The 25,812-nt window shown below is 68.9% G+C and carries 33 protein-coding genes; 23 read left to right on the forward strand and 10 right to left on the reverse strand.

The window, feature by feature from the left end; translation table 11 throughout:
- The first annotated feature begins 9 nt into the window (after window positions 1–9).
- From HF024_RS16215 to HF024_RS16255, 9 genes are all read left to right on the forward strand, one after another.
- Entirely contained in the window at window positions 10–1,149 is a 1,140-nt protein-coding gene (locus HF024_RS16215) for an ABC transporter ATP-binding protein (protein ID WP_168690261.1), read from the forward strand.
- 71 nt (window positions 1,150–1,220) lie between these two features.
- Window positions 1,221–2,300 carry an extracellular solute-binding protein gene (locus HF024_RS16220; protein WP_168690263.1) on the forward strand — a complete coding sequence of 360 codons (1,080 nt, stop codon included), beginning with the start codon at window positions 1,221–1,223 and terminating at the stop codon, window positions 2,298–2,300.
- Between the two features lie 65 nt (window positions 2,301–2,365).
- A complete protein-coding gene (locus tag HF024_RS16225; protein WP_143465720.1) occupies window positions 2,366–3,157 on the forward strand; it encodes a helix-turn-helix domain-containing protein in 792 nt (263 codons plus the stop codon).
- Window positions 3,138–4,118, forward strand: a complete 981-nt coding sequence (locus HF024_RS16230; RefSeq protein ID WP_085369021.1) for a cyclase family protein — start codon at window positions 3,138–3,140, stop codon at window positions 4,116–4,118. The genes HF024_RS16225 and HF024_RS16230 overlap by 20 nt, the downstream gene beginning before the upstream one ends.
- A 17-nt stretch (window positions 4,119–4,135) precedes the next feature.
- Window positions 4,136–4,855 (forward strand): CoA transferase subunit A, encoded by a 720-nt coding sequence (locus HF024_RS16235; RefSeq protein WP_168690264.1) that lies wholly within the window; start codon window positions 4,136–4,138, stop codon window positions 4,853–4,855.
- Window positions 4,856–4,867: 12 nt separating this feature from the next.
- Complete coding sequence (locus HF024_RS16240) at window positions 4,868–5,539, forward strand: CoA transferase subunit B (protein ID WP_168690265.1); 672 nt, start codon at window positions 4,868–4,870, stop codon at window positions 5,537–5,539.
- On the forward strand, window positions 5,536–6,708 hold the full coding sequence (locus HF024_RS16245) for an acetyl-CoA C-acyltransferase (protein ID WP_168690266.1): 1,173 nt from the start codon (window positions 5,536–5,538) through the stop codon (window positions 6,706–6,708). The genes HF024_RS16240 and HF024_RS16245 overlap by 4 nt, the downstream gene beginning before the upstream one ends.
- Before the next feature lie 72 nt (window positions 6,709–6,780).
- Window positions 6,781–7,299: a DUF2127 domain-containing protein gene (locus tag HF024_RS16250; protein ID WP_168690267.1), complete on the forward strand. Its 519-nt coding sequence runs from the start codon at window positions 6,781–6,783 to the stop codon at window positions 7,297–7,299.
- A gap of 28 nt (window positions 7,300–7,327) precedes the next feature.
- Window positions 7,328–7,999 (forward strand): Type 1 glutamine amidotransferase-like domain-containing protein, encoded by a 672-nt coding sequence (locus tag HF024_RS16255; protein ID WP_168690268.1) that lies wholly within the window; start codon window positions 7,328–7,330, stop codon window positions 7,997–7,999.
- Window positions 8,000–8,008: 9 nt separating this feature from the next.
- Here HF024_RS16255 and HF024_RS16260 read toward each other — a convergent pair whose 3' ends face one another.
- Window positions 8,009–8,623, reverse strand: coding sequence for a TetR/AcrR family transcriptional regulator (locus tag HF024_RS16260; protein ID WP_168690269.1), 615 nt, complete (start codon window positions 8,621–8,623; stop codon window positions 8,009–8,011).
- Between the two features lie 138 nt (window positions 8,624–8,761).
- Between HF024_RS16260 and HF024_RS16265 the strand changes: the two genes are divergently transcribed.
- Window positions 8,762–9,196, forward strand: coding sequence for a DUF6069 family protein (locus HF024_RS16265; protein WP_168690270.1), 435 nt, complete (start codon window positions 8,762–8,764; stop codon window positions 9,194–9,196).
- On the opposite strand, the gene HF024_RS16270 is transcribed toward HF024_RS16265, so the two are convergent.
- Entirely contained in the window at window positions 9,169–9,843 is a 675-nt protein-coding gene (locus HF024_RS16270; protein ID WP_168690271.1) for a phosphatase PAP2 family protein, read from the reverse strand. The genes HF024_RS16265 and HF024_RS16270 overlap by 28 nt on opposite strands.
- A 106-nt stretch (window positions 9,844–9,949) precedes the next feature.
- Window positions 9,950–10,663: an SDR family NAD(P)-dependent oxidoreductase gene (locus HF024_RS16275; protein ID WP_168690272.1), complete on the reverse strand. Its 714-nt coding sequence runs from the start codon at window positions 10,661–10,663 to the stop codon at window positions 9,950–9,952.
- Between the two features lie 73 nt (window positions 10,664–10,736).
- On the opposite strand from HF024_RS16275, the gene HF024_RS16280 reads away from it, so the two are divergent.
- On the forward strand, window positions 10,737–11,276 hold the full coding sequence (locus tag HF024_RS16280) for a TetR/AcrR family transcriptional regulator (protein WP_168690273.1): 540 nt from the start codon (window positions 10,737–10,739) through the stop codon (window positions 11,274–11,276).
- Between the two features lie 6 nt (window positions 11,277–11,282).
- Here HF024_RS16280 and HF024_RS16285 read toward each other — a convergent pair whose 3' ends face one another.
- Window positions 11,283–11,564 carry a MerR family transcriptional regulator gene (locus HF024_RS16285; protein WP_168690274.1) on the reverse strand — a complete coding sequence of 94 codons (282 nt, stop codon included), beginning with the start codon at window positions 11,562–11,564 and terminating at the stop codon, window positions 11,283–11,285.
- A 151-nt stretch (window positions 11,565–11,715) separates the two neighbouring features.
- Here HF024_RS16285 and HF024_RS16290 point away from each other — a divergent pair, with 151 nt between their 5' ends.
- Together HF024_RS16290 and HF024_RS16295 are read left to right on the forward strand one after the other, a co-directional pair.
- Window positions 11,716–11,961, forward strand: coding sequence for a hypothetical protein (locus HF024_RS16290; RefSeq protein WP_168690275.1), 246 nt, complete (start codon window positions 11,716–11,718; stop codon window positions 11,959–11,961).
- An 88-nt stretch (window positions 11,962–12,049) separates the two neighbouring features.
- A complete protein-coding gene (locus HF024_RS16295) occupies window positions 12,050–12,487 on the forward strand; it encodes an Hsp20/alpha crystallin family protein (RefSeq protein ID WP_168690276.1) in 438 nt (145 codons plus the stop codon).
- A 52-nt stretch (window positions 12,488–12,539) separates the two neighbouring features.
- Here HF024_RS16295 and HF024_RS16300 read toward each other — a convergent pair whose 3' ends face one another.
- Window positions 12,540–13,202 (reverse strand): TetR/AcrR family transcriptional regulator, encoded by a 663-nt coding sequence (locus HF024_RS16300; RefSeq protein WP_247597454.1) that lies wholly within the window; start codon window positions 13,200–13,202, stop codon window positions 12,540–12,542.
- A gap of 54 nt (window positions 13,203–13,256) precedes the next feature.
- On the opposite strand from HF024_RS16300, the gene HF024_RS16305 reads away from it, so the two are divergent.
- The 3 genes from HF024_RS16305 to HF024_RS16315 are packed head-to-tail and all read left to right on the forward strand — an operon-like array spanning window position 13,257 to window position 15,172.
- Complete coding sequence (locus HF024_RS16305) at window positions 13,257–14,072, forward strand: oxidoreductase (protein ID WP_168690278.1); 816 nt, start codon at window positions 13,257–13,259, stop codon at window positions 14,070–14,072.
- Between the two features lie 58 nt (window positions 14,073–14,130).
- Window positions 14,131–14,604 carry a DUF1772 domain-containing protein gene (locus HF024_RS16310; protein ID WP_168690279.1) on the forward strand — a complete coding sequence of 158 codons (474 nt, stop codon included), beginning with the start codon at window positions 14,131–14,133 and terminating at the stop codon, window positions 14,602–14,604.
- 52 nt (window positions 14,605–14,656) lie between these two features.
- Complete coding sequence (locus tag HF024_RS16315; protein ID WP_168690280.1) at window positions 14,657–15,172, forward strand: hypothetical protein; 516 nt, start codon at window positions 14,657–14,659, stop codon at window positions 15,170–15,172.
- Window positions 15,173–15,182: 10 nt separating this feature from the next.
- Here the strand turns inward: HF024_RS16315 and HF024_RS16320 are convergent, their stop codons facing one another.
- Window positions 15,183–17,759 (reverse strand): LuxR C-terminal-related transcriptional regulator, encoded by a 2,577-nt coding sequence (locus HF024_RS16320; RefSeq protein WP_168690281.1) that lies wholly within the window; start codon window positions 17,757–17,759, stop codon window positions 15,183–15,185.
- Between the two features lie 189 nt (window positions 17,760–17,948).
- Here HF024_RS16320 and HF024_RS16325 point away from each other — a divergent pair, with 189 nt between their 5' ends.
- The 5 genes from HF024_RS16325 to HF024_RS16340 all read left to right on the forward strand — a co-directional run bounded on the left by HF024_RS16325 (window position 17,949) and on the right by HF024_RS16340 (window position 19,719).
- A complete protein-coding gene (locus tag HF024_RS16325) occupies window positions 17,949–18,161 on the forward strand; it encodes a hypothetical protein (RefSeq protein ID WP_168690282.1) in 213 nt (70 codons plus the stop codon).
- Window positions 18,162–18,180: 19 nt separating this feature from the next.
- A complete protein-coding gene (locus tag HF024_RS16330) occupies window positions 18,181–18,708 on the forward strand; it encodes a DUF1269 domain-containing protein (RefSeq protein WP_168690283.1) in 528 nt (175 codons plus the stop codon).
- Window positions 18,709–18,806: 98 nt separating this feature from the next.
- Complete coding sequence (locus tag HF024_RS20000; protein WP_281727770.1) at window positions 18,807–18,938, forward strand: hypothetical protein; 132 nt, start codon at window positions 18,807–18,809, stop codon at window positions 18,936–18,938.
- Window positions 18,935–19,336 carry a hypothetical protein gene (locus HF024_RS16335; RefSeq protein WP_168690284.1) on the forward strand — a complete coding sequence of 134 codons (402 nt, stop codon included), beginning with the start codon at window positions 18,935–18,937 and terminating at the stop codon, window positions 19,334–19,336. The genes HF024_RS20000 and HF024_RS16335 overlap by 4 nt, the downstream gene beginning before the upstream one ends.
- 2 nt (window positions 19,337–19,338) lie before the next feature.
- The gene (locus tag HF024_RS16340; RefSeq protein WP_085369106.1) at window positions 19,339–19,719 is read left to right on the forward strand and encodes an SHOCT domain-containing protein; all 381 of its coding nucleotides are present in this window, start codon (window positions 19,339–19,341) and stop codon (window positions 19,717–19,719) included.
- Here HF024_RS16340 and HF024_RS16345 read toward each other — a convergent pair.
- Window positions 19,716–20,381, reverse strand: a complete 666-nt coding sequence (locus HF024_RS16345; protein WP_168690285.1) for a winged helix-turn-helix transcriptional regulator — start codon at window positions 20,379–20,381, stop codon at window positions 19,716–19,718. The two genes, HF024_RS16340 and HF024_RS16345, sit on opposite strands and share 4 nt — an antisense overlap.
- 78 nt (window positions 20,382–20,459) lie before the next feature.
- Here HF024_RS16345 and HF024_RS16350 point away from each other — a divergent pair, with 78 nt between their 5' ends.
- The gene (locus HF024_RS16350; protein WP_210723971.1) at window positions 20,460–21,965 is read left to right on the forward strand and encodes a DHA2 family efflux MFS transporter permease subunit; all 1,506 of its coding nucleotides are present in this window, start codon (window positions 20,460–20,462) and stop codon (window positions 21,963–21,965) included.
- Window positions 21,966–22,011: 46 nt separating this feature from the next.
- On the opposite strand, the gene HF024_RS16355 is transcribed toward HF024_RS16350, so the two are convergent.
- A complete protein-coding gene (locus HF024_RS16355) occupies window positions 22,012–22,413 on the reverse strand; it encodes a VOC family protein (protein ID WP_168690286.1) in 402 nt (133 codons plus the stop codon).
- Window positions 22,414–22,540: 127 nt separating this feature from the next.
- Here HF024_RS16355 and HF024_RS16360 point away from each other — a divergent pair, with 127 nt between their 5' ends.
- Entirely contained in the window at window positions 22,541–23,002 is a 462-nt protein-coding gene (locus HF024_RS16360) for a pyridoxamine 5'-phosphate oxidase family protein (RefSeq protein WP_168690287.1), read from the forward strand.
- Between the two features lie 57 nt (window positions 23,003–23,059).
- Here HF024_RS16360 and mmsB read toward each other — a convergent pair whose 3' ends face one another.
- A complete protein-coding gene (mmsB, locus tag HF024_RS16365; protein WP_085369049.1) occupies window positions 23,060–24,235 on the reverse strand; it encodes a multiple monosaccharide ABC transporter permease in 1,176 nt (391 codons plus the stop codon).
- Window positions 24,232–25,776 (reverse strand): multiple monosaccharide ABC transporter ATP-binding protein, encoded by a 1,545-nt coding sequence (gene mmsA / locus HF024_RS16370; protein WP_168690288.1) that lies wholly within the window; start codon window positions 25,774–25,776, stop codon window positions 24,232–24,234. Before mmsA ends, mmsB begins: the two co-directional genes overlap by 4 nt.
- Window positions 25,777–25,812 lie beyond the last annotated feature (36 nt).

Genomic DNA, 25,812 nt, shown 5'->3' on the forward strand with positions numbered 1-25,812 from the left:
GAGACCGCCTTGACCCTCTCGACCCAGGAAACCGCCGTTCGGTCGGCGGCAGCAACGACCGCCCGTCAGGGCACCCGGATCCGGCTGGCGGACGTGACGAAGCAGTACGGCAATGCCGCCCCGGCCGTCGACCGCATCTCGCTCACGATCGAGCCGGGCGAGTTCATGACCCTGCTCGGCCCCAGCGGCTCCGGCAAGACCACGACGCTCAACCTCATCGCCGGATTCGAGACGCTGACCTCCGGCACCATCGCACTGAACGGAACCGACGTCGGATCGTTGCCTCCGCACAAGCGCAACCTCGGGATGCTGTTTCAGAACTACGCGCTCTTCCCACATCTGACGGTGGCGCAGAACATCGCGTACCCGCTCCGGGAGCGCAAGGTCCCGAAGGCCGAGATCGCTCAGCGGGTCGCCGCCGTGCTGGAGCTCGTCCAGCTTCCCGGGCGCGACGGCGACTATCCGTCGCAGCTCTCCGGGGGACAGCAGCAGCGCGTCGCACTCGCCAGGGCGATCGTGTTCAACCCGGCTGCGCTGCTCCTCGACGAGCCGCTCGGCGCACTCGACCGCAACCTGCGCGGGGCGCTGCAGACCGAGATCCGGCGGATCCACCGCGAGGTCGGCTCCACTTTCGTCTTCGTGACGCACGACCAGGAGGAGGCTATGAACCTCTCCGACCGGATCGCGCTCTTCAACAGCGGGCAGATCGAGCAGGTCGGCTCTCCTGAGCAGCTCTACCGGCGGCCGGACACGCTGTTCACCGCCCGTTTCCTCGGCGACTCCAACGTCTTCGACCTGTCGGACGCATCCATCGGCGCACGCGTCGGCTGGGAGGGCGAATCCTGGGCGGTCGACCCGGCGACCGTCGCCGACCATCCCGGCGTGAACGCGCACGCGGCAGTGGTCGTGCGGCCGGAGGATGTGCGCATCACCCTCGATGCCGCCCAGGTTCCCGCCGGCAGCAACACCCTGCGCGCCACCGTCCGCGACCTGGAGTACATGGGCTCCTATCGCACCGCCATGCTCGAGCTCGGCCGAACGCGACAGCTCGGCCGGGCCCGCATCGACGCTCTCGACTCCACCGTGCTCCTCGGCGACGAGGTGACCGCCTGGTGGAAGCCGGAACGCCAGCGGATCGTCGCCGCCTGACCGCGGCGCACCGCACCACCCCCCTCCCGCACCGAACCCACCAGCACCACCCGACAAAGAAGGAAACGACAATGGTGTCCAGATCCAGGACCTTGCCCATCGGCGTCGCCGCACTCGCGGTCACCGCCCTGCTCTCCGGATGCGCAGGCGGCAGCGCCGGCGCCCCCAGCAGCACCAGCGCGAAGGCGGACGCGCCCGCGACGATCACGTACGTCGGCTACGGCGGCGCCGGCCAGGACGCACAGATCCAGGCCTGGCAGAAGCCGTATACCGCTGCGCACCCGAACATCACGTTCGTGAACACCTCGCCGCCCGACGTCGCCCAGGTGAAGGCGCAGGTCGACAGCGGCTCCGTGCAGTGGGACGTCGTGGCGACCGCGCCGTACGCCGCGCAACAGAACTGCGGCACGCTCTTCGAGAAGCTCGACCTGTCCAAGGTCGATCAGAGCCAGCTCGTCAAGGGCACCGTGGGCGACTGCTACATCGGCAACTGGATCAACGCCACACCGATCGCGTACCGCACGGACGCCTTCCCCAACGGCGGCCCGAAGACCGTCGCCGACTTCTTCAACAAGAAGCGGTTCCCCGGGCAGCGCGGCATCGTCACCAACCTGCAGAACGGCATCCTGGAGTACCCGCTGCTGGCGGACGGCGTGAAGCCGGACGACCTCTACCCGCTCGACGTCGACCGCGCGCTCGACAAGCTCAGCGAGATCCGCGACGTCACGACGTTCGCGCCCAACGTGGGAGCGCTGCAGCAGGCGGTCCAGTCCAAGCAGGTCGACATGTTCCTGCTGCCGGACTCCCGGCTGGTGCCCCTGCTCCAGAGCGGGATGAAGCTGACCATCGTCTGGGACGAGACCGTCGCTGCGCTCAACGCCTTCGCGATCCCCAAGGGAGCGCCGAACAAGAAGGCGGCGGTCGACTTCATCTCCAGCGTGGTCGAGCCGGAGCAGGTCGCGAAGATCTCCGAGCTGCTCGGCGTCGCCCCGGTGAACAAGGAGGCGAAGCCGAAACTCGACCAGTACACCAAGCAGGTCCAGGTCTACGGTCCAGTCAACAAGGGAGGCACTGTGCTCCAGGACGTCGACTGGTACGCGAAGAACTTCAACGAGACCTCCACCAAGCTGACCACCTGGCTCGCCGGGTGATCACCCGCCCCGCGCTCGGGTCTTTCCGCCCCGACGATGTCCACACCCTGAACTACGCTTCAGGCATGGCGAACATCGAAGGCAGTGGCGAAGCATCCGGATCCGACATCCAGGCGGTCGCCCGCGTCGGCCAGATCTGCTCCCTCTTCGGTCCGCACACGACCGATCTGACGGCAGCAGAAGTGGCTGAGCGGCTCGGCCTGAACCGCACCACGGCGTATCGATACTGCGCGTCGCTCGCTGCGGCAGGGATCCTCGAGCGCGGGGCGAGGCGCGGATCGTTCGCCCTCGGCGGGCTCATGCTCCAACTCGGGATCCACGCCCTCACCCGGCGCCGGGTGACCGAGATCGCGCCGCCGTACCTCGCCGAGCTGAGCGCCGCCGTCCGCATGACGGCGGTGCTCAGCCTCTGGGGAGCCCGCGGCCCGGTCGTCGCACTGGTCGAGGAAGACAGGAGCAGGACCGCCGTCGTCACCGTGCGGGCCGGCTCCCAGCTCGACGCGACGGCCGCCCAGACGCGGGTCTTCCTCGGCCACCTGGACGACGAGCGCGCCTTCGGCTGGGTGACGGAGGGGGCGACGTCCGCTGAACGGGCCGAGCTGGAAGCTGCCGTATACACAGCCAGGCGATCCGGATACTGCATCACCCCGCAGTCCGGCGGCGTCTTCTCCCTCGCGGCCCCTGTCTTCGACGAATACGGGATCGCCGCCACCGTCGGCCTCCTCGGCGCAGACCCGCAAGCCGACCTCACGGCCGGCTCGCCCATCATCACCGCACTCTTGAACACGACGGCGGCGCTCACCAACGAGCTCCGCCGCATCCCGGACGGACGACCACATGAGAATCCCGACCTATGACGAGCTCGCCACCGCGACTCCTCCCCGCTCGAGCTGGGGCGTCTTCGGCGCCGACGACCGGCTCGGCACCATCAACTTCCTGACCCCCGACCGCGTCGCAGACGCCGCGCGTCTCGTCCGCACCGGCCGCCGGTTCGGACTCGACCACCCGATCACCGCGTTCGAGCCGTATCCCACCGGCACCCGCCGGCCGCTCGAGCACCACATCTTCTCCAACAACGAATGGCACAGGGACGACTACGTCGACTCCTTCTATCTGCAGTCGTCGTCGCAGATCGACGCCCTGCGCCACATCGGGCATCCCGAGCACGGCTTTTACAACGGCTTCTCCTCCGCGGACAACACCGCCGGCTCGATCGAGCTCGGGGTGCACACCTGGGCGGACGCCGGCATCGTGGGCCGGGGCGTGCTGCTCGACCTGCCCCGCTACTTCACCGCGATCGGCGAGCCGTACGATCCGGCGTCGACCATCGTCGTGGATGCGGCGATGCTCGACGACATCGCCGCCAGGCAGAACGTGTCGTGGCACGGCGGCGACCTCCTGCTCCTGCGCACGGGCTGGGCAGAGCAATACCTCGCGAAGACGCCGGAGGAGCGGCTGCGGACCCCGTGGCGTCAGTCGCCCGGGCTCGCACAGCGCGAGGAGGTGCTGCGCTGGCTGTGGGACCACGAGATCGCCCTCGTGGCCGCCGACAACCTCGCGGTCGAGGCCGACCCCGTCCTGGACAGCGACTTCCGCACCCCCGGCGAGAAGCCACCGCCCCGCGGGGTCGACCACAGCGGGATGCTGCACCGCCCGCTGATCGCGCTCCTCGGCATGGCACTCGGCGAGCTGTGGAAGCTGGACGAGCTCGCCGCGGACTGCGCGGCGGACGGGGTCTACGAGTTCCTCCTCACCTGCAAACCGCTCAACCTGCTCGGCGGCGTCGGCTCCCCGCCGAACGCGATGGCCATCAAGTGAGCGCCGGACGGAGTGACGTGTCCGGCGCGTCCAAGATCTGGAGCACTGCCGCAGAGGCGCTGCACGAGGTGGTGCACGACGGGTCCGTGATCGCTGTCGGCGGCTTCGGGCTGAGCGGCAACCCCACCGACCTCATCGAGGCCCTGCGGGACACGGGTGCGACCGGGCTCACCATCGTCTCCAACAACATGGGCGTCGACGGGAAGGGCCTCGGGCTGCTGCTGGAGAACCGGCAGGTCGCCAGGGTGATCGCCTCGTACGTCGGCGAGAACCGGCTGTTCGCCCAGCAGTACCTCGACGGCGTCCTGGAAGTGGAGTTCACCCCGCAGGGCACGCTCGCGGAGCGGCTGCGCGCCGGTGGCGCCGGCATCGCCGGCTTCTACACGAAGACGGGCGTCGGCACACCGGTGGCGGAGGGCAAGCCGGTCGAGCTGTTCGACGGCGAGCCGTACATCCTGGAACGCGGGATCGTCGCGGACGTCGCGCTGGTGCACGCCTGGCTGGCGGATCGAGAGGGCAATCTCGTCTACCGCCGCACCGCCCGCAACTTCAACCCGCTGGTCGCGACCGCCGGGCGGATCACCATTGCGGAGGCCGAACAGGTGACGGACGACTGGATCGACCCCGATGCCGTGGTGACCCCCGGCATCTTCGTGCAGCGGCTGGTGACCGCGCGGCCACGGGTCAAGGACATCGAACAGCGGACGGTCCGGCCCCGGATCACCGCGGACGCGTAGGAGGAGAAGACCGTGGCATGGACCAGAGACGAGATGGCGGCCATCGCGGCCTCCGAACTGCGCGACGGCGAGTACGTCAACCTCGGAATCGGCATCCCGACGCTCGTAGCCAACCACCTGCCGCCGGGCGTCCGGGTGACCCTGCAGAGCGAGAACGGCCTCCTCGGAATGGGCCCCTTCCCCTACGAGGGCGAGGAGGACGCCGACCTCATCAACGCCGGCAAGCAGACCGTCACGCTCCTCGACGGCGGCAGCTGCTTCGATTCGGCGACCTCGTTCGGGATGATCCGCGGCGGCCACGTATCGACCGCCGTTCTCGGCGCTCTCCAGGTCGCAGCCAACGGCGACCTGGCCAACTGGACCATCCCCGGCCGTCTGGTGAAAGGGATGGGCGGCGCGATGGACCTGGTCGCCGGCACGCCCAGGGTCATCGTGCTCACCGACCACGTCTCCAAGGACGGGACCCCGAAGATCGTGACCACCTGCGATCTGCCACTCACCGGAGCAGGGGTCGTGGACCGGATCATCAGCGACCTCGCCGTCTTCGACGTCACCCCCGCCGGGCTGGTGCTGCGGGCGACGGCGCCCGGCGTCACGGAGGCCGAGCTGCGGGAGAAGACGGCGGCGGCGTTCACGCTGCCGGAGTCGCAGCCCGTCTTCTCCGCCGGGGTGGTGTCCGCGTGACCGCACTCATCGTCGGGTACGCGCGCACCCCGTTCGTCCGGTACACCGGACAGTTCGCCGCCGTCCCGGCGACCGAGCTGGGAGCCACCGCCGTCCGCGGCGCGCTGGAGCGCGCCGGGATCGCCGCAGCCGAGGTGGATGCGGTGTTCGCCGGGCAGGTGCTCCAGGCCGCGGCGGGGCAGAATCCGGCGCGCCAGACCGCTGTCGGAGCCGCGATCCCGCTCACCGTTCCGGCGATGACACTCAACGCCGTGTGCTTGTCCGGGATGGAGGCCGTCGTCACCGGTGCGAGGCTCATCGACGCGGGAGAGGCCTCCATCGTCGTGGCCGTCGGCCAGGAGTCGATGTCGCTCGCACCCCATGCCTGGCCGGGATCGCGGGCGGGCTCCCGGTATGGTGCGATCGAGCTGGTCGACACCCTCGAACGGGACGGCCTCACCGACGCGTTCGAGAAACGGTCGATGGGCTCCTCGACGGAGGACGGGAACACGCGACTCGGCCTCGACCGCGCCGAGCAGGACGCGTGGGCGGCGGCGTCGCACCAGCGGCTGGCGGTGTCGGCCGACGCGCAGGCCGCGGAGATCGTCCCTGTCGGCGTTCCGGGAAGGAAGGGCCAGGTCATCGTCACGGCAGACGACGGGCTCCGAGCCGACACCACGGTGGAGTCCCTCGGCCGGTTGCGGACGGCCTTCGGCGCAGACGGCACCATCACGGCGGGCAACTCGTCGCAGATCACGGACGGCGCAGCCGCCGTGGTGCTGATGAGCGCGGCAGCCGCGGCGGCTCGCGGCATCGCGGGCATCGCCCGCGTCCGCTCGCACGCGTTCGTCGCCGGCCCGGACGTCTCGCTGCACGCCCAGCCCTCCCGTGCCATCCATGCCGCCCTGACGACGGCGGGACTCTCGCCGACGGAACTGAGCGCCGTGGAGATCAACGAGGCCTTCGCGGCCGTCGCCGTCCACTCGACACGCGAGCTCGGCGTCGACCCCGCCATCGTCAACACACACGGAGGCGCGATCGCGCTCGGTCACCCGATCGGAGCATCCGGAGCCAGGATCGTCGGTCACCTGGCACGCAGGCTGACCGCGCTCGGAGCCGGCTCGCTCGGCGCCGCGGGCATCTGCGGCGGTGGAGGTCAGGGATCCGCGGTCGTGCTCGAGGCGGTGTGACGGCGCGTTCTGCTCCGCCCAGGGGATCGCCGACAATGGTTGTTGACGGCGCATCCGAGAAGCGGGGGAACGATGAGGGAGCGAGTACTCGACCTGGTGTTCCTCGTCGGGGTGCTCTTCAAAGGAATCGACGGGCTCCTGGAGACGATCGGCGGGATCGCGCTGCTTTTCGTGACGCCCGGCCAGGTGAAGTCCGCCGCCCATGCCGCGACGTCGAAGGAGCTCACCGAGGATCCGCACGACCTCGTCGCCAACCTTCTCGTGCACGGCGTCTCTCACCTGCACACCGGGAGTCAGATGTTCATCGCGGCCTACCTGGTGCTGCATGGTGTGGTGAAGCTGGCGATCGTCGTCGCGCTGCTGGTCGGATCCCGGCGCGTCTACCCGTGGGCGATGGCCGCGCTCGGTGTGTTCGTGGTGTTCCAGGTGTACGAGCTCGTCACGGCGCCGTCCGTCGGGGTGGTCGTCCTGACCATCCTGGATGTGGTGATCATCTGGCTCACCTGGCGCGAGTGGCGCCGGAACCGCGAGCTGCGGAAAACCTGGCGGGGCACCGTCGACTGGATCTTCCGGCGGCACGTCACGAGTTAGGATTCCAGGCATCGGACGGGGGACGAGGATGAAGCTGCTGCTCACATCGGGCGGGGTCACCAACGACAGCATCCGCGCATCGCTGATCGGGATGCTCGGAAAGCCGATCGCCGACAGCCGCGCCCTCTTCATCCCCACTGCGCAGTGGGGGCAGCCGCTCTGCAGCCCGGAGAGCGTGTGGAGGTCGACGGCGGACCGCTGGGAGGGCGATGGCGGGCTCGTCGGGCTCGGCTGGAAGTCGGTGGGCGTGCTCGAACTGACGGCACTGCCGAGCATTGCGGAGGAGCGCTGGATGCCGTGGGTGCGCGACGCCGATGTGCTGCTGGTCGACGGCGGGGAGGCGAGATTCCTCTACACGTGGATACTCCAGTCCGGCCTGGCCGGGATGCTGCCCGAGCTCGTCGACACCGTCTGGGTGGGAGTGAGTGCCGGGAGTATGGTGCTGACTCCGCGCGTGGGGGCGGAGTTCCTCGATTGGCAGCCGGAGGGGCCGGACGAGACGCTCGGGCTGGTCGACTTCTCGATCTTCCCGCACCTGGACTACCCGGGCTGGACGGAGAACACGCTCGAGGCCGCGCGGCGCTGGGCCGAGCGCATCCCGGGCCGGTCGTATGCGATCGACGATCAGACCGCGATCGCCGTGGTCGGCGACCGTGTCGAGGTTTTCAGCGAGGGGCATTGGGAGCAGTTCGACCGCTGACGCCGCGGCTCACGGGGTCGAGCGCTCCGCCGATCCGGTCGGCTGCCCCAGAGCGGGCAGGACCACCCGGTCGATGAGCTCGGTCACCGCCTCCTCGTCGAGGTACTGCTTGCGCAGCACGACGCTGCCGAACGCGGCGGTGGGCACGAGCCCCGCAATCAGGGCGACGGGGACGTCGGCGGGCACGACCCCTCTGGCGATCCACCGTTCGATGACCTCCCTCAGCGCAGCGGCCGGCGGACTGCCGACGTCGCGGTTGGCAGCCTGATAGAGGTCCGGATCGCTGCCGAGGGCGCTGAGCAGGCTGGCCAGGATGCGGCCGGAGCGTTCGTCGGAGCCGGCGAAGTGCATCGCGGTGCGGCGGAGGTCCTCGCGCAGCGAGCCGGTGTCCTGCGGGTCGAGCCTGGTCTGGGTCGCGCGCACGGCGGCGACGACCAGATCGACCTTCGTCTCCCAGCGGCGGTAGATCGCCGACTTGCCGCAGCGGGCACGCGCCGCGACAGCGGCGATCGTCGTGCCGACGTACTCCCGCTCGATCAGCAGATCCTGGGTCGCCTCGATGATGCGGTGCTCGAGCCCGGAGTCCCGGGGTCGACCGGAGGGCTGCGTCGCGTCGGCGGACATGGGAGAGGAGTCTACCTTCCGGGTTCGGGTGTTCCCGTAAATCGCTTGCCGGTTTACGGTACTTAAGAGTACCGTAACCAATTACGAGAACGGCGTATCCGTAATAGGCGCTCGTTCCCCCGACCGTTTGGAGGAGTCATGGCAACAACCTCGGCCACCGCAGCACCGGTGGCGGCACTCTCGAAGCCGCGCGTCGCGGTCATCCTCGTCGTCGCGGTCGCCATCGCGATCGCGCTCAACGCCGTCGTGGCGACCATCGCGAAAGCGGCGGGCGCCCCGGCTGACTTCGGCGGACTCTCCGTGCCCGCGTACGTCTCGATGACGATCCTCGGCATCCTGGCGGGGTGGATCGGCTGGCGCCTGGTGGAACGTCACGCGCGAGATCCGCGCCGGATGCTCACCATCCTCGTCCCTGTGGTGCTGCTGCTGTCGTTCATCCCGGACATCCTGCTGGCGGTACTCCAGTTCATGCCGGGCGCGACGGGAACCGCCATCCTCGCGCTGGTGGCGATGCACATCGTGGTGGCCGCGGTCGCCGTGCCGGCCTACGTGCTCGCATCCCGGTCGCGCTGACGGGCGGACGGCCTCCGGCGCAGAACCAGTGCGGCGCAGACCAGGGCGACCACGACCATCCCGAGACCGAGAACCGCGCCGGCCGCGACGTCGTGGAGATAGTGGGCGCCCTGCGCGACCCGGTCGAACGCGACGAGGGCCGCGCATCCGAAGGCCGCAACCATCACGGCGAAGCGGCGGGACAGCACCGCGATGACGGCGGCGGCCGCGAACGCGAGCGTCGCGTGGTTCGACGGGAACGACCAGTCGCCGAGCGGCGCGCACTCCTCCGCCAGCGGCCACCGCTGACAGGGGCGCAGCTCCGTGACGAGCAGCTTGATCGACTCGCTCGCCGCGTACGCGATCCCGACCGAGACGACCAGGGCGACCACGCGGACCCGGGCGGCCGGCTGCCGTCGCCAGCTCAGGACGATGGCTGCGGTCACTCCGGCGGCGAGCGCCACCAGCGCGACCTCCGAGAGGAGGCCCACGCCGGGCACGCCCGCCGAGACGGCGACGAGCCACCTGGTGGCGACGACGCTCAGGCTTCCGGGGAACGGCACCACGAGCACGAGCGCACTGAGGGCGACGGCGGACGCGAACAGCACACGCTGCGGCACGGTCGGGAGGGCGGCGAGCGCGGCGGTGCGGAGGGGAACGGTGGGCATACCCGGACGCTATCCGGGCGGCTGCGTGGCCCTCATCCGTCGCTCGACGGGTCTTGCTACACAGAACGAATGACTTCCCCGAAGCGTCCGAGCACCCAGCGACCGATCACCAGGGCACCGTCTCCCCGTTCCTGTCGAGGTACTGCAGGCCGGCCGCGCCGCGCTGCGCATCCACCGTGTCGACCAGGGGCGGGATGCTCTCCTCGATGCGCAGCGTCGCGCCCGAGCCGCCCATGTCGGTCTGCACCCAGCCGGGGGCTGTCAGCAGGAGCGCGCGATCCTCGCCGTCGTGTCGGGCCGCGTAGCTGCGCATCAGCTGGTTGAGCGCCGCCTTGCTGGCGCGGTAGACCTCGAATCCGCCTGTGCGGTTGTTGGCGACGCTCCCCTGTCCGGACGACATGACGGCGATGGTGCCGTCCGGCGCGACCAGGTCGTCGAGCGCCTCGACGGTGCGGATCACGCTGAGCACGTTCGTGTACATCATCCGTTCGAACTCGTCGTCCAGGATGTCGGCGGCGATGGCGCTCCGGGGGACGAGCGCGATACCGGCGACGACGAACAGCAGATCGAAGGTGCGCCCGGAGAGACGCCTGCTCAGCGCATCCACCTCGTCCCGTTTGGTGATGTCGACGTGCTCGATCTCGACCGCGCCGCCCGCCCGCTCGGCGAAGGCGTGCAGGGGAGTCGGCGCGTCGCCGCGCACGGTTCCCACGACCCGGGAGCCGCGGGCGACGTACTCCTCGACGATCGCCTCCCCCAGCCCCCGGGATGCGCCGATCACGAGCACGGCCCTGTTCGGGCTGGTCGTGTGTGTGTCCATGTTCTTCTCATTTCACTCAACTGTTGTTGAGCGAAACAGTACCACTTCACTCAACCGTTGTAGAGTGAATGCCGTGGATGAGTCGATGACGCGGGCAGAGCGACGGGCGGCGACCGCCGCTAAGATCCTCGATGCCGCACAGACCGAGTTCGGCGAGCGCGGCGCCGACGGCGCCACCGTGCGCGGAATCGCGCAGCGCGCGGGCGTCGACCCGTCGCTCGTGCTGCAGCACTACGGCTCGAAGCAGGCGCTGTTCGCCCTGGCGGTCCGGCCGGCGCCCGACCTGAGCGCCGAACAGGTGCCGCAACACCTGGCGGAGGTCCTGGATCTCCGGCTGCGCGAGCTGCCGCCGCACACGAAGGCTCTCGTGCGCTCCATGCTCACCTCGCCGCAGGCGGCGACAGTGATGCGCGACTATCTGGAAGACCGGGTCGACAACCTGGCACGCACGAGCGACCGCGACGACGCCCGCCTGCGCGCGGCCGTGCTGGTGTCGAGCATCCTCGGGATGACGATCGCCAGGCACTTCGTCGACCTCCCCGAGCTCGACCTCGACAGCGACGACATCGCCGCGGTCGTCGAGCCGTGGTTCGGGATGCTGCTGGCGGACTGACCGAACTCACCCCCGCTCGTCGAGCTCCCGCCGGAGGGAAGCGTTCTCCGCCTCCAGGCCGATCACCCTCTCGATGCCGGCGAGGTTCAGGCCGTCGCCCTGGAGGTCGGCGATCCTGCGCATCCGCTCGATGTCGTCTCCGCTGTACCGCCGGGTCCCTCCGTCGGTTCGCGCCGGAGTGAGCAGGCCCTTGCGCTCGTACAGCCGGAGGGTCGCGGGCGGGAGTCCGAGCAGGTCGGAGGCGACGGCCATGCTGTAGACCGGGCGGCTTCCTGGCGGCTGATTCATCTTCGAATTGTGCGCGGAGCACTTGCGAACTGTCAACTGTTGATGTAGAAAATATGCATCAACTGATCCACATCCTCTCTGGGTCGCGGAGTCGGGCCTCGGCATCCGGCTTCGCGGCGGCACGCGACGACAGGTATGGAGGTGATGAACCGTGACAGTGGCGGACGTGGTCGAGCAGACGGTGGACGAGTTCGCGGAGATCCTCTGCTCCGATCAGGAGTGGGTGGATGCGGAGTTCGAGCAGATCGTCTCCGGCTTCTGGGATGCGCCGGCGACGACGGCCGACGCTCCTCGGTCGCGGGACGCGGCCGCGCATCCCGATCGGCGGACGACGTCGCATCCGCACGGCGGACCGCGAGCACCGGAGCCGCGCGCATCGATCCGGTCACCACCGTGACACCGGGCCAGGACGCCTGGCCATGCCGACACCACGAACACAACCCGGCGGCACCGTGCCGCCACACCGATGGAAGGAGAATCTCACCATGTCGATGTCATTTGATCCTTTCAGCCAGCTGGACAGGATCGCGCAGAGCGTGTTCGACACCAGCAGGCAGCCGCGGCTGATGCCCGTCGACCTGTTCCGCGAGGGTGACCAGTACGTGCTCAACGCCGACCTCCCCGGCGTCGACCCCGGTTCGGTCGACGTGGACGTCGACGGTCACCTGCTGACGATCAGGGCGCAGCGCTCGGCCGCCAACCGGGAGAACTCGCGCTGGCTGGCCCAGGAGCGGCCGTTCGGCTCGTACCTGCGGCAGTTCACCATCGGCGACGACGTCGATGCTGAGCGCATCAGCGCCAGCTACGACAACGGCGTGCTCAGCGTCGTCATCCCGGTCGTCGAGCGGGCCAAGCCGCGGAAGATCCGCGTCGACTCGGCCACCGACCACCAGAACGAGAACCAGAAGGCGGTCGTCGCCTAGCAGTGCCGTCGGGGCGGGGTGGTTGCTTAAGCAACCACCCCGCCCCGTCACGTCAGCACACCGCCTCGCCGATGCCCCGCAACACCGCGTCGACGGCGAAGTCGAGTTCCAGGCGTGCGTCGGAGACGTCCTGCCCTGCGGCGGAAGCCAGCCGAGGGTAGCGTGCCGCGACGGCCTCCCCGAGCCACGACGGGGGCGTGCCGCCCCGCACTCCCCGTTCGAGAGACGCATAGGTGCGCACCAGGCTGTCGAGCAGCAGCGCCACCCGCAACGCGTCCGCCTCGACGGCGCCCGCGACCGAGCCGACGAGCGCGTCGATCCAGGCATATGCGCGCGGCTGCGTCGGCATCCGCCTCGGCGAGACGTCGCACAGCCAGGGATGGTCGGCGTAACGGTCCGCCAGCGCTGTCGTCCACCGCCGGCAGCACTCGCGCCAGTCATCTCCGTCGATCGGCGGCGGATCTCCCACAGCAACATCCACCATCAGTTCGATCAGTTCGCCCTTGGAGTCGACGTAGCGATAGACGGCGGTCGTCGCCATCCCCAGCCGCTCCGCCACTTTTCCGAGCGAGATCCCATCGAGTCCGGTCTCGTCAGCAAGTTCGACCGCCGCTGCCGCCAGCTGCGTCGGGCTCCAGCGTGCTTTCGGGCCTCGGGCGACCGGAACGTCGATACCCCAGAGTTGCCGGAGCGCGCGATCCTCTTGACTGTGCATGACGTTCACTGTAACGTCTGCATCTGTGAACGTCATTCACAGAAAGAGGCTCGCATGACCACGATTCTGATCACCGGTGCATCGTCCGGCATCGGCGCGCGCACTGCAGCGCTCCTCGCGTCGGGCGGAGCGTCCGTCTTCGGGGCGGCGCGAAACACCCGCTCGATCGAGAGCATCCCCGGGGTCACTCCCGTCGCCCTCGACCTGACCGACGCCGGATCCATCCACGCGGCCGTCGACACCGTGACGCGCGACGCCGGGACCATCGACGTGCTCGTCAATTGCGCCGGATATGGCGAGTTCGGGAGTGTCGAAGAGACAGCACTCTCCGACGCCCGCCGGCAGCTCGAGGTGAACGTCCTCGGAGCGGTCGGCCTCATCCAGGCCGTGCTGCCCGGAATGCGTGCGGCGCGCAGCGGCCGGATCGTCAACGTCTCCTCACTCGCCGGCGAGTTCGCCTCTCCACTCGGCGGCTGGTATCACGCGTCGAAGTTCGCCATCGAAGCGCTCTCCGACTCCCTCCGCGGTGAGGTCCGTCCATACGGGATCGATGTCGCCGTCGTGCAACCGAGCTACGTCGCCACAGACTGGCACGACCACGCGATGGAACGCCTGGAGGCCGCATCGGCCCGTGGCCCGTATGCGTCGATGGCCGCCGCGATGCGCGCATACTTCGCCAACCCACGGCTCGCCAGGCAGTTCTCGACCCCGGATGCGGTGGCAGCGCTCATCGCGAAGGCCGCCCTCGTCGACCGGCCGCGCACGCGCTATCGGATCGGACCTGGCTCGAACCTCGCTGTCGCTCTGGCGACGATCCTTCCCGACCGCACCTTCGACGCGCTGACCCGTGCGCAGTTCGGGTATCGATGAGCGTCCCCTCCAAGCGAGACCTCCGCCGACCGACCTCCGAACAAGCAAAGGAACACCTGTGGACCTGATCGTTTCCATCACCGCTATCGTCGCCATACTCAGCGTCGCCGTGATCTATGGCGCCGACGTGCTGGCAGCTGTCGTTCTGCGGCCCGTCTACGCCGCCGTCGACGATCGCACTCTCGTTCAGGCCGTGGGCCGCGGGCACCACGTCGGCGATCGGAGACTCCCCGTGGTCGGGGTCACCGGAGTCGTCTTCACCGCGCTCACCACGGGGCTGGCGTTCATCGCGATGTCACCCGTCGCCGGTGCGCTCGCGGGCTGCGCGCTGCTGCTGCTTCTCGTTTGGCTGGGTCTCTTCGCCCGCGTCTCGAAGCCGATCAACGTCCGGCTCAGCGCCGCAGCCTTGGCCGACGAGGTGCCCATCGACGCCCGCCTCTTGCAGGACAAGTGGGAATCGATCATCACAGTGCGCGCCGTCATCCAGGGCGCCTCCGTGCTACTGCTGTGCCTGACGCTCGTGCTCATCTGACGGCGGGTGCAGGGACTAGCCCCCTGGCGTCGCGCGCGTACGATGACCCGACATGAACACAACCGGATGGATCATCCTGATCGTCGTCGTGGTGGTGGTGATCGCGATCATCGTCGTGATCGCCTCGACAGCGGGACGGCGACGGAAGCAGGAACTCGACCGGCACCGGGCGGAGGAGCTCCGGGTCGCCGCGCGCGACGACGACCTCGCCGCGCGCGAACGGGAGGCCAAGGCGTCCCAGGCCGAGGCGGACGCGAAGCAGGCGGAGGTCGAAGCCGAACGGCGACGCCGCGACGCCGAGACGCACGCCGCCGAGGCGCGCGACGCCCGCGCATCGGTCGACGAGAAGCTGACGAAGGCCGACGCGGTCGACCCCGACGTGCGCACGGATAAGAACGGTGCGAGGACCGTGGAGGCCGACCGGACCGTGGAGGCCGACCGGACAACGGCAGCCGACCGGGCCGTCGACGACGACCGCCGCGAGCCGCGCCACAGCGAGCCGCGGATGGACATGGGCGGCAGCGACGGCACGACGAGCACACCGCCGCCCCCGCCGCCGGCGCGCTGACCGGCGAACGTCAGCGCGACGCTTCGAGCACGGTCGCCGCTCTGTCGATCAACCCGTACTGCGTCGCCTTCGCAATGGCGTCGCGGCGATTGGCCACGCCCAGCTTGCGATAGATGTGCGCCATGTGGGTCTTCACGGTGTTCACCGAGATGACGAACCTCGCCGCCAGCTCGGTGTTGGTCAGCCGGGTGGGCAGCAGGGCGATCAGCTCCAGCTCGCGACCGGTGAACGCTCCGGCCGGTTCGAGCTCGCCGGACGCATCCGGATGGTCGCCGGCGGCAGCGAGCACGGCGAGGCAGGTGGGGTGGAACAGCCCGTCGGCCAGGTGCTCCACGCGCCGGACGACCACCGTGCCTGCCTGGAGGAAGACCCGGACGAGCCCGTGCCTGTCCGCGATGTCCATCGCCTCAGACAGCAGGCCGTCGGCCCTGTCGTCCAGCCCGACAGCCGCCGAGCACCACGACTCGAGGATGAGCGCCCTGGCCTTGCCGAGCGGTTCGGCAGCATCCGGCAGGTCGGAGAGATGCCGTACGAACTCCCTGGCCGCATCCGGATGCCCGAGTGCGAGCTCAGCCGCCGCCTCCTCGAACACCACGGACGTGGTGGTCACGCGGGAGCGGTCCGAGAGTCTCCTCGCGCTGTCCGGCGCCCCGCTCAGCCGGAGCGACCTGCTCTGCCTGGCGAGGAGGCGGTCGGCGACGACCGGCGGCGACGGACCCGTCGGCGGCCCGGGGAGCCTGTCGTTCTCCGCCAGGTCGACCACGTCGCAGATCGCCGCGTATGCGACCCAGGAGAGCTGGCGGCGACCGGTCGCCGCGATGCGGGCGAGCCCCTCGCGGTATTCGGCCCTCGCACGGCCGGGCTCCACACGCTCGATCGCGGTCAGCGCCAGTGCGAGGTGCGCCTCCGCCGTGCTCGGATGCCGCCAGTTGTTCGTCTCGCGGGCGAGGGCGAGAGCGTCCTCTGCGTAGCGGTCGGCGATGCCGGTGCGACCGCACCACGCACTCAGCAGGGCGAGCGAGCCGAGCACCGCGATGCGCCAGACGGAGTGCCCTGCGCCGTCCGTCGCGAGAGCCGCGGTGAGCCAGTGGCGGGCCTGGGCGAAGTTCCCGACGAGAAAGTGGGCGCGGCCGAGCGAGAGCATGGCGATCGTGGTCATGGCGTCGACGCCGGGAAGCCTGCTCGGCCTCTGCGCGTCCCCGATCCGCTCGATGGATGCCAGGGCCTGCTCCGCGCAGGCGATGGCCACCTCCGGCCGGTGCCCCCAGTGCACCAGCGCGGAGAGGAAGGTCTGTGCGCACGCCCGCTCGAACAGCGTGCTCTCCGGCCGGTCGGCGATGGCGCGCAGGCGGTTCTCCGCCAGACCGGCGTCACCGCTCATCCCGGTGAGGATGCCCAGCAGCAGTTGCACATCCACCCGCTCGGCGAGCACGTCGGCGGGCAGCGCACCCAGCCAGCGCGCGAGGGAGCCGACGTCCGCCGCCTCGATCGCCTCGACCGCCGAGTCGAGGATGACGTCGATCGCGCTCTCCCAGTCGTGCGCCCTGAGCAGGTACTCGACCGCGATGCCCTCGTCGCCGTGGGCACGGTGCCACGCGGCGGCGCCCTCCAGGATCCGGGCCTCCGTGCCCGGCGCCTCCGACCGCATCCGGTAGCGGAGCAGGTCGCGGAACAGCTGGTGGAACCGGAACCACTCGCGGGAGTCGCGCAGCGGCACGAGGAAGAGGGACTGGCGTTCGAGCCTGCCCATGAGGTCGGAGCTGCGCTCGCCCAGGCCGAGGTCGGAGAGCAGTTCGGCGCTGAAATAGTCGAGAGCGCACAGCTCGAACAGCGTCTCGCGGTCGCCGGGAGGGAGCGCGCCGAGCACCTCTCCCGTGAGGTAGTCGGCGACGAGCCGGTCCGAGCCGCCGAACTCGGCGATGAACTGGGTGGAGTCCCGGCGGAGCCGCAGGGTCATCGCGGCCATCTGGATGCCGGCCACCCACCCCTCCGTCCTGTCCAGCAGGGTCGCGACGCTCGCTCTGTCGAGTTCGCGCCCGGTGATCGCGGCCACCAGCTGCGCGGACTCGTCGTACGACATCGCGAACGCGGCCTGCCGCAGCTCGGGGACCTCGTAGCGCAGCCGAACGCCCGTCCACGCCACGGGAGAGTCGGAGCGGCTGGTGATCAGCAGGTGGATGTTGGGCGGCAGCAGCGCGACCGCCTCGCCCAGCTCGGCCAGCAGCGCCGGCTCGCTCAGGTGGTGCAGGTCTTCGAGGACGATCACGATCTGCGCCGTCGCGCTGAGCTTCGGGACGAGCGCCGTGACGAACGCGCGGCCGAACGGGGTCCCGGCACCCAGGACGATGGAGGCGATGTCGCCGCACGCCGGGCTGCTCTCGACCAGCGCGTCGATGAGGTGAGCGCCGAAGACGGTGGCGTCCCCGTCGGCCCCGACCACATCCATCCAGGCGAAACAGACCTCGGGATGCGACTCGACCCACTGACTCACCAGCACCGACTTGCCCGAGCCGGCCTGGGCGACCAGCAGAGTCAGCGGGTGTTCGAGGGCGACATCGAGTTCATGCAGCAGCTGCGGTCTGTCCACAGCGTATGTCGGTACGTATCGGCCTGCGAGCATGTCGCCGCCCTCCTGGGGATCCTCTCAGTGTGGCACGCGGCGCTGCTCCCGGCCAGCGCAGGCATCACCCTCCGAGGATGATGACGCGAACGCCGGACGCGCGGACCATGAGGGGGACGTGACGATTCCGGCCGACGCCCGTTGGGAGGGTCAGCGGTGCACACCGAGGTTTTCGAGATCGTGGTGAAAGGCACACTGAGCCTTCCGCTGATCGAAGCGCTGGAAGGATTCACGGTCACCCGTGTCGAGGACGGCAACACGTACCTGCTCGGGGAGGTCCCCGACCAGGCACGGCTCCAGGGCGTGCTCGCGATGCTGGCCGACCTGACGGTGGAACTGATCTCGGTGAACAGGGTGGACCAGGGGTGAGAAGAAGAGGAGCGTTGTGATGTCGGATCAACCGTATGTGGCGATCGCCGCCCAGTATGCGAGCGAGGAAGAGGCCGTCGCCGATTTCGACCGGATACACGAGCATTTCAAGGGCGCAGGGAAGCACGCGGCCTTCGACGCCGCTGTCGTGGTGCGCGGCAAGGACGGCTCCGTCTCCATCCCGAAGCGGGATGACAAGGCGAAGCACCACGGCGGGAGGAAGGGTCTGGCGATCGGCCTGGCGAGCGGCGTCGTCGTCGCGCTCTTCCCTGCCGTGGCGCTGGGCGGCGCCCTGCTGGCTGCGGGCGGCGCGGGAGCGGGGATCGGCGCGCTGGCGGGGCACATCGCCAACAACTCGTCCGCCGACGCCCTCAAGACGATCAGCGAGACGCTGAACGCGGGAAGCGCCGGAATCGTCGTCGTTGTCGCTCCTGACACGGTCGACGAGGTCGCCGGACTGCTGACCCACGCCACCGGTGTGACCAGGAAAGAGATCGCCGTCGACGAGGAGAAGCTGGACAACGAGGTGCAGGACTCGTACGAGTAGACGGCCGATCTCATCCCCCGGGGGTGATGCCGCCCGAACCGTGCCCCACTACTTTCGGCACCATCAGTTCGCTCGAACTGCGGTCATCGGAGGAATCCATGTCACACATCGACCCGGCAGCGGTCAGCACTCCGGCAACGCACTCCATCGACATCACGGCGGCCCTGCAGAGCGCCGCGCCCGTCCAGCGGCCCACGAACGGCCCGGCAGCCAGAGGAGCGGCAGCATGACGACGGCCGACCGGAGCATGAACAGCTCCTGGGGCGTCTTCGCCTCGGTCGTGGTGCTGCTGTCCGGCCTGTTCAGCGTGCTTCAGGGCATCGTCGCGATCTTCGCGCCCGACCCGTATTACGTGGTCTCGCATGGGGCGCTGTTCATGCTCGACATCTCCGGATGGGGATGGTGGAACCTCATCATCGGCATCCTCATCGTCCTCACCGCCGGCGGCCTGTTCGCCGGTCAGACGTGGGCGCGGATCGTCGCCATCATCCTGGCCGTGCTGAGCGCGCTCGGCCAGCTGGTGCTCATCCCGGCCCAGCCGTGGTGGTCGGCGATCGTCATTGCAATGGACGTGCTCATCATCTACGCCGTGACAACCCACGGCGGTCGCCAGCACACGGAGGCATGATCATGAACTTCTGGGATTTCGTGGTGTATTCGTTCTGGATCTTCGTCTGGATCTCGTACCTGATGGTGCTCTTCTCGATCATCGCCGACATCTTCCGCGACCACGAGCTGAACGGCTGGCTGAAGGCGATCTGGATCATCTTCCTGGTCTTCGTGCCGTTCATCACCGCGCTGGTCTACCTCATCGCGCGCGGACCGAGCATGGCCCGCAGGAAGATGGCCGAGGTCCAGAGTGCGCAGGGAGAGACCGACGCGTACATCCGCACGGTCGCCTCCACGTCGTCGCCCGCCGATGAGATCGCGAAGGCGAAGACGTTGCTCGACAACGGAACCATCAGCCAGGCGGAGTTCGACTCGCTGAAGGCGCGCCTGCTGGCGGCTTAGGCTGCGTTCGGGCTGTACGGCACGCGCAGCGTCGCCGCGAACCGCTCGAACAGCGACGCATCGCCCTCGAGCTGCACCACGCCGGTCGCGACGGCCGTCGGCGCGTCCAGTTCGCCCGCCATCACGTCCCGGATCTGCGGGCCGGCCGTGATCACGAGGTCCGGCTGCTCCGCCGGGCCCTGACCGACTTCGATCGCGCCGTCGCGCATGACGACGTGCGCCTCGATGTCGCCGACGCGCACCGTGTACGCGCTGTCCCAGTCCTGCGGGACGACGCCGTCCCCTGCCGCCACCCGCAGTGCGGCCGTGATGGATGCGGTGGTGACGATCTCTCCGTCGCGCGGGGTCCGCATCCCTGCGGCTCCCCAGCGGGAAAGGGCATCCAGCACCGGGCGCAGCTCGTCGCCGCGCGGCGTGAGCTCGTAGACGACGGAACGCTCGGCCCCCGACGGCGCCACGCGGGCGACGATCCCCTCGTCCTCCAGGTCTTTCAGCCGGGAGGCCAGGGTGTTGGTCGGGATGCCCGGGAGGCCGCTCGCCAGGTCGGAGTATCGGCGGGCCGCGACGCTGAGGTCGCGCAGGATGAGCAGCGTCCAGCGCTGGCCGACGATCTCCGCCGCGCGCGCCAGACCGCAGAACTGCCCGTAGTGCTGGTTCGTCATGAATGTCACTCTACCACTTGACTTCATTAATTGCAGTGTGCTTTATTTTTTGCAGCACACCAATCAAGGGAGTTTGACATGACCGACACCATCGACCGGGCGGAGGCGACCACACCGTCGGCCACCGCTCCACTGGCCGCCGCCTCACAGGCCACCGCTCCATTGGCCGCCCGCAACCGCACAGCGCTCGCCCTCCTTCTCGCCGCCGTCTTCGTCGTGTTCCTGAACGAGACGATGATGGGTGTCGCCCTTCCGCGCATCCAGGAATCCCTGCACATCGACGCGACGCAGGGGCAGTGGCTGACCACCGCGTTCGCACTCACGATGGCCGTGGTCATCCCGATCACCGGCTGGCTGATGCAGCGACTCGACACCCGTCCCGTCTTCACGGTCGCGATGTCGAGCTTCGCACTCGGCACACTGGTCGCCGCCCTCTCCCCCGCCTTCGAGCTGCTCGTGGTCGGTCGCGTCATCCAGGCGGTCGGCACCGCGATCATGATGCCGCTGATGATGACCACGGTGATGACGGTCGTGCCGGCCGACGACCGCGGACGGATCATGGGGCGCGTCTCGATCGTGATGTCGGTGGCGCCCGCCGTCGGTCCCATCGTCTCCGGCGCCCTCATCCAGGTGCTGCCGTGGCAGGGACTGTTCTGGGTGATGCTGCCCATCGCGCTGGTCATGCTCGCCATCGGCGTTCGCAAGGTGCCGAACGTCTCCGAGACCAGGAAGGTGCCCCTGGATGTGCTGTCGGTGATCCTGTCCGCCGTCGCGTTCTCCGCCCTGGTGTTCGGACTCAGCCAGATCGGCGCGGCAGCCGTCGGCGGGGCGGCGGTGCAGCCCTGGATCCCGGTCGCCGTCGGCCTTGTGACGCTCGGCTTCTTCGGCTGGCGGCAGCTCGTGCTGCAGCGCACGGACTCGGCCCTGCTCGACCTGCGCACGTTCCTCTCGCGCGACTTCGCGGTCTCCGTCTCGATGATGACCGCAGCGATGGTCGCCCTGTTCGGCGCGTTCATCGTGCTCCCCCAGTTCGCCAGGTACACGCTCGGCCTCGAACCGCTTTGGATCGGCGCGATCCTGCTCCCGGGCGGCCTCCTGATGGGCCTCGCCGGCCCGACCGTCGGCCGCCTCTACGACCGCTTCGGCCCGCGCCCGCTGGTCATCCCCGGCTCCATCGGCCTGGCCGCCGCGCTGTGGACCCTCGCCTTCGGACTCGGCGAAGGCTCATCCTGGGTCGTGCTCCTCGGCGCCCACATCGTGCTGATGCTGTCGCTCGCGTTCCTGTTCACCCCCGCGTTCAGCGCATCCCTCGGCTCGCTCCCTCCCCGCCTCTACTCGCACGGCAGCGCAACCATCGCCACCCTGCAGCAGGTCGCGGGAGCCGCGGGGACCGCGATCTTCGTCGCCCTCTACGCCACAGGAGTCGCCTCCACGGCGAACGCCGACCCCGACCTGCCGTCGCCCGCCGCGGCTGCCGCCGGATCGCACCTCGCGTTCCTCGCCGGAGCCATCCTGTCGCTCGGGGTGATCGTACTCGCCCTGTTCGTCCGGAAGCCCGCCAGCGCGGAACAGCAGGCTGACTGACGGCCGTTCAGTCGTTCGTCACCGGCAGCGTGACACGTAAGTCGTCCTATTCGCCGAACGCGGCGTCGGCGGGCGGGTCGGACTCACCCTGCCAGAAGTTCCACCGGTAGCCCCACGGGTCGACGATGGTGAAGGTGAGCGGCCCGTACGGTTGTTTCTGGACGGCGCTGATCGGAGCATTGCCGTCGGCCGCTGAGACGCGTGCCCGATAGGCGTCGATGTCATCGACATGCACGATGAGCAAAGCGCCGGCGCCCTCGCCGACACGCGGCGGCCGGCCCGAGACCGAGATACGGCTCTCCCCGACGAGGATGTCGGCCTCTTTGGTGGACGGCCCGCCCAGGCGCCAACGCGTCGACGGCCCGAACTCGAGCACCCGCTCGAGCCAGTCGAGTGCTGCATCCGCGTCGTCGTAGTACAAGTAGGGAATCACTTCACCGAAGGCCATGGCATGCCCCTCTCGTCGCACCGATCCAAGCAGCGAACGCGCCACACGGCAATACTCCGCTGCGCAGGAGCAGCAGCCGGAGGCAGACTGAGTTCACCCCCGCCGCCGAGCGAAGGAGAAGACGACCATGACCGACCGTTCCGCCATCGAGGGCATCCTCGCCGCCAACCGATACTGCGTGATCGGGAGCACGGACGCATCCGGTGCGCCGTGGGTCACCCCGGTGTTCTACGCTCCGCTCGACGCCGACCGGATCTGCTGGGTGTCGTCGCCGGATGCGCGGCACTCGCGCAACATCGCAAGCAGGGCCGCGGTCGCGATCACGGTGTTCGACTCCACGGTCGCCGTCGGCAGTGCGGAAGCGGCGTACTTCGACGCAGAGGCGTCCCCGGTGGCCGCCGATCAGGTCGCGGCCGCGCTGCAGGCACTCAACCGGCGCCTGCCGGAGCAGAAGCAGCTGGAGCCGGCCGACCTCGAACCGGAGGGGCCGCTGGTGACGTATCAGGCGGTGGTGCGGCACCGGTACGTGCTGGTGCGCGGGGGCGACCCCGTGCACGGGAACACGCTGGACATGTCGCTCGAGGTGTGAACCACGGGTGGACGACGCCGTGAGGCCAGGAGCGTTCCCGCTCCTGGCCTCACCGGGTCACTGGCCGACCGAGCGGCGCTTGTTGTACACGTCGAACGCGACGGCGGCGAGCAGCACCAGGCCCTTGATGAGCAGCTGGTAGTCGCTGTCGACACCGAGGATCGACATCCCGTTGTTGAGGACACCGATGATCAGACCACCGATGATCGCGCCAGGGACGGTGCCGATGCCGCCGGTGACCGCTGCGCCTCCGATGAACACCGCCGAGATGGCGTCGAGCTCGAAGCCGGTGCCCGCGCTCGGACTCGCCAGGTTGAGCCCCGCCGTGAACACGAGACCGGCGATCGCCGAGATCACGCCCATGTTCACGAACAGCAGGAACGTCACGCGCTTGGTCTTGACACCGGACAGCTGGGCCGCGGCCAGGTTGCCGCCGATCGCGTAGATGTGGCGGCCGAACACCGAGCGGTTCATCACGGCCGTGTACCCGACCACGAGGGCGCCCAGGATGATCAGCACGATCGGCGTCCCGTTGTAGCTGGCGAGCAGCAGGGTGACGATCAGCACCAGCAGCACCAGGAAGACCACCTTGAGCACGAACCACCAGATCGGCTCGTCCTCGAGGTCGTACTTGCGGCGCACCAGACGCTGACGCACCGCGCTCGCGACGATCGCGATGGAGGCCAGCAGCCCCAGGATGAGCGTCAGCGGTTCGTACCCGGAGGTGCCGAAGGTGGGCAGGAAGCCGGAGCCGATCGCGCGGAACTCTTTCGGGAAGAACGAGATCTGCTGGTTGCCGAGGGCGATCTGCGCCGCACCGCGGAAGACGAGCATCCCGGCCAGCGTCACGATGAACGCCGGTATGCCGAAATAGGCGATCCAGTAGCCCTGCCAGGCGCCGACGATGGCGCCGAGCACGAGGCAGAGCACCACCGCGAGCGGCCACGGAAGGTGCCACTCCGAGATCATCACACCGGCCATCGCGCCGATGAACGCCACGACGCTGCCGACCGAGAGGTCGATGTGGCCCGCGATGATGACCATCACCATGCCGACCGCGAGGATCAGGATGTAGCTGTTCTGGACGATGAGGTTGGAGACGTTGATCGGTGCGAGCGTGATGCCCGCCGTGGTGATCTGGAAGAACAACACGATCACGATCAGGGCGATGAACAGGCCGATCTGGCGGAGCTGACCTGTCAGATAGTTGAGGGCCGTGCTGAGGGCTTTCATGCTGTGGTCTTCTCGCGTTCCTGTGTCATGAGTTGCATGAGGTATTCGGCGGTTGCCTTCTCGCGGGGGACATCCGCCGTGATGCGGCCCTCGCTCAGGGTGTAGATCCGGTCGCAGATGCCGAGAAGCTCCGGCAGCTCGGACGAGATGACGATGATGCCTTTGCCCGCGTCGGCCAGCCGGTCGATGATCGTGTAGATCTCGTACTTGGCTCCGACGTCGATGCCACGGGTCGGCTCGTCGAGGATGAGCACATCCGGATCGGCGTACATCCACTTGGAGAGCACGACCTTCTGCTGGTTGCCGCCGGACAGCTTGCCCGTCAGGGTCGACACGCTCGGCGTCTTGATGTTCATGCTCTTGCGGTAGTCGTCCGCGACCGCGCGCTCCTTGAGCTCGTTCACGAACTTGAGCCAGTCGACCAGCTTGTCGAGCGCCGCGATCGAGATGTTGCGCTGGATGTTGTCGATCAGGTTGAGCCCGTAGCGCTTGCGGTCCTCGGTGGAGTACGCGATCCCGTTGGCGATGGCCTTCGAGACCGTGCTCACCGAGATCGGCTCCCCGCGCTTGTAGACCTGGCCGCTGATGTTGACGCCGTAGCTGCGCCCGAACACGCTCATCGCCAGCTCGGTGCGCCCGGCGCCCATGAGTCCGGCGATGCCGACGATCTCGCCGGCGCGGACCATCAGGTTGGCGCCGTCGACGACTTTCCTGGCGCGGTCGAGCGGGTGGTGCACCGTCCAGTCCTCGATGCGCAGCAGCTCCGCGCCGATGTGCGGGACGTGGTCGGGGAACCTGCTCGCGACGTCGCGGCCGACCATCCCCTTGATGATGCGGTTCTCGCTCGGGTCGTCGCTGCGCATGTCCAGCGTCTCGATGGTCTGGCCGTCGCGGATGATCGTCACCTTGTCCGCGATCGCTTTGATCTCGTTGAGCTTGTGACTGATGATGATCGACGTGATGCCGTGATCCTTCAGCTGCCGGATGAGGTCGAGCAGATGGGCGGAGTCGTCGTCGTTGAGGGCGGCGGTCGGCTCGTCCAGGATCAGGATGCGCACCTCCTTCGAGAGCGCCTTCGCGATCTCGACGAGCTGCTGCTTGCCGACCCCGATGTCCTTGATCTTGGTGATCGGGTTGTCGCGCAGGCCGACGCGTCGCAGCAGCTTGCCCGCTTCGACGTTGGTCTCGTTCCAGTCGATGAACCCGCCGCGCTGCCGCTCGTTGCCGAGGTAGATGTTCTCGGCGATCGAGAGGTACGGCGACAGTGCCAGCTCCTGGTGGATGATGACGATGCCTGCCGCTTCGGAGTCGTTGATCGACTTGAACTCGACCGGCTCTCCGTTCAGGAGGATCTCCCCGTCGAAGGTGCCGTGCGGGTACACGCCGGACAGCACCTTCATCAGCGTCGATTTGCCTGCGCCGTTCTCACCGCAGATCGCGTGGACGGTACCTTCCTCGATGGAGATCGAGACATCCTGGAGGGCTTTCACCCCCGGGAAGGTTTTCGAGATGCCCCGCATCTCGAGGATCGTGTCGGACATGGTCTCCCTTGTTTCTTCGCGAGAGGGTGGGCGCGG

It is taken from the genome of Leifsonia sp. PS1209, assembly GCF_012317045.1.
Lineage (GTDB): Bacteria > Actinomycetota > Actinomycetes > Actinomycetales > Microbacteriaceae > Leifsonia.

What these genes read in the sequence shown, in the direction of transcription:
- HF024_RS16220 (WP_168690263.1), top strand. Translation starts at nt 1,221, where the DNA reads ATGGTGTCCAGATCCAGGACCTTGCCCATCGGCGTCGCCGCACTCGCG.
- HF024_RS16225 (WP_143465720.1), top strand. Translation starts at nt 2,366, where the DNA reads ATGGCGAACATCGAAGGCAGTGGCGAAGCATCCGGATCCGACATCCAG.
- HF024_RS16230 (WP_085369021.1), top strand. Translation starts at nt 3,138, where the DNA reads ATGAGAATCCCGACCTATGACGAGCTCGCCACCGCGACTCCTCCCCGC.
- HF024_RS16250 (WP_168690267.1), top strand. Translation starts at nt 6,781, where the DNA reads ATGAGGGAGCGAGTACTCGACCTGGTGTTCCTCGTCGGGGTGCTCTTC.
- HF024_RS16255 (WP_168690268.1), top strand. Translation starts at nt 7,328, where the DNA reads ATGAAGCTGCTGCTCACATCGGGCGGGGTCACCAACGACAGCATCCGC.
- HF024_RS16260 (WP_168690269.1), bottom strand. Translation starts at nt 8,623, where the DNA reads ATGTCCGCCGACGCGACGCAGCCCTCCGGTCGACCCCGGGACTCCGGG.
- HF024_RS16265 (WP_168690270.1), top strand. Translation starts at nt 8,762, where the DNA reads ATGGCAACAACCTCGGCCACCGCAGCACCGGTGGCGGCACTCTCGAAG.
- HF024_RS16270 (WP_168690271.1), bottom strand. Translation starts at nt 9,843, where the DNA reads ATGCCCACCGTTCCCCTCCGCACCGCCGCGCTCGCCGCCCTCCCGACC.
- HF024_RS16275 (WP_168690272.1), bottom strand. Translation starts at nt 10,663, where the DNA reads ATGGACACACACACGACCAGCCCGAACAGGGCCGTGCTCGTGATCGGC.
- HF024_RS16285 (WP_168690274.1), bottom strand. Translation starts at nt 11,564, where the DNA reads ATGAATCAGCCGCCAGGAAGCCGCCCGGTCTACAGCATGGCCGTCGCC.
- HF024_RS16295 (WP_168690276.1), top strand. Translation starts at nt 12,050, where the DNA reads ATGTCGATGTCATTTGATCCTTTCAGCCAGCTGGACAGGATCGCGCAG.
- HF024_RS16300 (WP_247597454.1), bottom strand. Translation starts at nt 13,202, where the DNA reads ATGCACAGTCAAGAGGATCGCGCGCTCCGGCAACTCTGGGGTATCGAC.
- HF024_RS16305 (WP_168690278.1), top strand. Translation starts at nt 13,257, where the DNA reads ATGACCACGATTCTGATCACCGGTGCATCGTCCGGCATCGGCGCGCGC.
- HF024_RS16315 (WP_168690280.1), top strand. Translation starts at nt 14,657, where the DNA reads ATGAACACAACCGGATGGATCATCCTGATCGTCGTCGTGGTGGTGGTG.
- HF024_RS16330 (WP_168690283.1), top strand. Translation starts at nt 18,181, where the DNA reads ATGTCGGATCAACCGTATGTGGCGATCGCCGCCCAGTATGCGAGCGAG.
- HF024_RS20000 (WP_281727770.1), top strand. Translation starts at nt 18,807, where the DNA reads ATGTCACACATCGACCCGGCAGCGGTCAGCACTCCGGCAACGCACTCC.
- HF024_RS16335 (WP_168690284.1), top strand. Translation starts at nt 18,935, where the DNA reads ATGACGACGGCCGACCGGAGCATGAACAGCTCCTGGGGCGTCTTCGCC.
- HF024_RS16340 (WP_085369106.1), top strand. Translation starts at nt 19,339, where the DNA reads ATGAACTTCTGGGATTTCGTGGTGTATTCGTTCTGGATCTTCGTCTGG.
- HF024_RS16345 (WP_168690285.1), bottom strand. Translation starts at nt 20,381, where the DNA reads ATGACGAACCAGCACTACGGGCAGTTCTGCGGTCTGGCGCGCGCGGCG.
- HF024_RS16350 (WP_210723971.1), top strand. Translation starts at nt 20,460, where the DNA reads ATGACCGACACCATCGACCGGGCGGAGGCGACCACACCGTCGGCCACC.
- HF024_RS16355 (WP_168690286.1), bottom strand. Translation starts at nt 22,413, where the DNA reads ATGGCCTTCGGTGAAGTGATTCCCTACTTGTACTACGACGACGCGGAT.
- HF024_RS16360 (WP_168690287.1), top strand. Translation starts at nt 22,541, where the DNA reads ATGACCGACCGTTCCGCCATCGAGGGCATCCTCGCCGCCAACCGATAC.
- mmsB (WP_085369049.1), bottom strand. Translation starts at nt 24,235, where the DNA reads ATGAAAGCCCTCAGCACGGCCCTCAACTATCTGACAGGTCAGCTCCGC.
- mmsA (WP_168690288.1), bottom strand. Translation starts at nt 25,776, where the DNA reads ATGTCCGACACGATCCTCGAGATGCGGGGCATCTCGAAAACCTTCCCG.